This is a genomic window from Flavobacterium tistrianum (assembly GCF_003254545.1).
Lineage (GTDB): Bacteria > Bacteroidota > Bacteroidia > Flavobacteriales > Flavobacteriaceae > Flavobacterium > Flavobacterium tistrianum.
Genome location: NZ_QJRH01000037.1, coordinates 1 through 2,164 on the forward strand (window position 1 = coordinate 1; position 2,164 = coordinate 2,164).

A 2,164-nucleotide genomic window follows, 5' to 3' on the forward strand; every position below is an offset into this window, starting at 1 on the left:
GGAGTGAATCTGATTAGAATGTGCCTGAATATTGTTTATTCGGATGAACTGGATAACAGGGACATTTATATAGGCTCGGTTCTGGAGCTTGCGCTTCAGCTGATTCCAAGTTCTGAAATAGAGGTTCTGGATGAAATATACAGAATGCTCAATGAAAAGAAAGAAGATAAATGAATACTGGGCATATCAATGGTTTAAGTACCGTTTTCATGAACATATTATGTCCATGACATTGAGGGAAAAGCATTTTATATTTGTTAGAATCAAAAATTGGATTGAGTGATGATAAGTAAATTTTACTTATGATCCTCAGTTGATTAGGTTTTATATTTGTGTTATCCTACCCAAATTTTGCGCAGGGTAAAATGAGAAAAGTGTTATAACTTTATAGCGATGAATGATTGTGGAACAAAAAAGACCGAGGCTCGGTCTTTTTTTAATGAAGAGGAATTTCAAATGGAGAAGGATGGAAGAGAAGAAAGAGGAAAAATGACGGCAGAAAAGACCAGAAAAATGCTGAAAGATGAAGGAGTGGAAGTGACGCTGGAACAGGCTGGAATGATTTTAGAATTTTTAAGAAAACTGGCAAACATGGCAGTTTCAAACTATTTAAAGAAAAAAGATGAGAAAAATAGCAGACCTATACGTGAGAGTGAGTACAGATGAGCAGGCAGACAGGGGCTACTCACAGAGAAATCAGGAAGAAATGCTTCGCAAGTACTGCGAAATAAATGCAGTTGAAATAAGACACGTTATTTATGAAGACCATTCGGCAAAGACATTCAACCGTCCGCAGTGGAAGAAACTGCTTGCGGATTTAAAGAAGCATAAGAATAAAACTGATCTTCTCCTGTTTACCAAATGGGACAGGTTCAGCCGAAATGCAGGAGATGCATACCAGATGATCAGTATGCTCAGAAAATTGGGAGTTGAGCCTCAGGCAATAGAACAGCCTTTGGATCTATCAATACCCGAGAACAAAATGATGCTGGCTTTTTATCTGGCTGCTCCCGAGGTGGAGAATGACCGTAGAGCCCTTAATACCTTTCACGGAATGAGAAGAGCTAGAAAAGAGGGAAGATATATGGGAATTGCTCCTATCGGTTATGTTAACCGAGTAAAAGAGGATGGAACAAAATACATTGCATTCGATCAGCCAGAAGCCTCTATTTTAAAATGGGCTTTTGAAGAACTTTCCAAAGGAATTTTCAATACGGAACAGGTGCTTCACATGGCAAAAGAAAAAGGGCTTAAAGCAGGCAAGAACCATTTCTGGAGAGCGATCCGCAATCCACTTTACTGCGGTAAGATCGAAGTTCCTAAATACAAGGATGAGGAACGCACTTTAGTGAGAGGACAGCATGAAGCATTGATTTCGGAAATGCTTTTCTATAAAGTTCAGGATGTTCTTGACGGGAGATCCCGCAAATATCTTCCAAAAACTCTATCAGCCAAGCCTTTTCCACTGAGAGGTTTTTTCATCTGTCCCGACTGCGGGAAAATATTGACTGGAAGCATATCCAAAGGGCGACATAAATATTACCCGTATTATCATTGCAGTGCAGGTTGCAGATACAGGATTAATTCGGAAACTGCCAATGAGATATTTATACAAAACCTTAAAAAATATGTGCCAATTCCTGAAATCAAAAATATCTATGCCAATGTCATAGGCGACTGTTATAAAGAACAGATCAAGGATGTGCTGGAAGAAAAAACTAAAATCATAAGCCAGATCAAGGATTATGAAGCCAGAATCTCAAATGCAAGAGATCTTCTTGCAACAAAACAGATAGACGCCTCGGATTACCGAGATATGAAGTCAGATTACGGTGAGATGGTAAGAAGGCTTGAATTAAAATTATCTGGTATCGATGATGAGAATAAAGATATTCAAGAGCTTTTAAAAGCGGGAGTAGACAACTTGATGAAGCTTAACGAATATTATGAAAACGGCAATTGGATTGAATCGAGGGATTTATTAGGTTCGATTTTTCCTGAGAATTTTACGATCTCAGAAAACGGGTTTCGAACAGCAAGAGTAAACGAAGTGGTGCATCTCATCTACAGTATTAACAGGCTAATAGGGCTAAATAAAAAAGGGACAAAGAAGAAATTTTCCTCTTTGTCCCAATTAGTAGCGGGAACAGGACTCGAACCTGTG

2 protein-coding genes are annotated in these 2,164 nt (G+C 38.7%); both read left to right on the forward strand.

Features of this window, described 5'->3' with window-relative positions; all coding sequences use genetic code 11:
• Nucleotides 1–393 precede the first annotated feature (393 nt).
• Nucleotides 394–666, forward strand: coding sequence for a hypothetical protein (locus tag DMB71_RS00175; RefSeq protein ID WP_111362673.1), 273 nt, complete (start codon nucleotides 394–396; stop codon nucleotides 664–666).
• A partial coding sequence (locus DMB71_RS00180; protein WP_111362675.1) for a recombinase family protein occupies nucleotides 623–2,164 on the forward strand: 1,542 nt, incomplete at its 3' end. The genes DMB71_RS00175 and DMB71_RS00180, both read left to right, overlap by 44 nt.

Coding starts and splice junctions, on each gene's coding strand:
- DMB71_RS00175 (WP_111362673.1), top strand. CDS start 394: ATGAATGATTGTGGAACAAAAAAGACCGAGGCTCGGTCTTTTTTTAAT.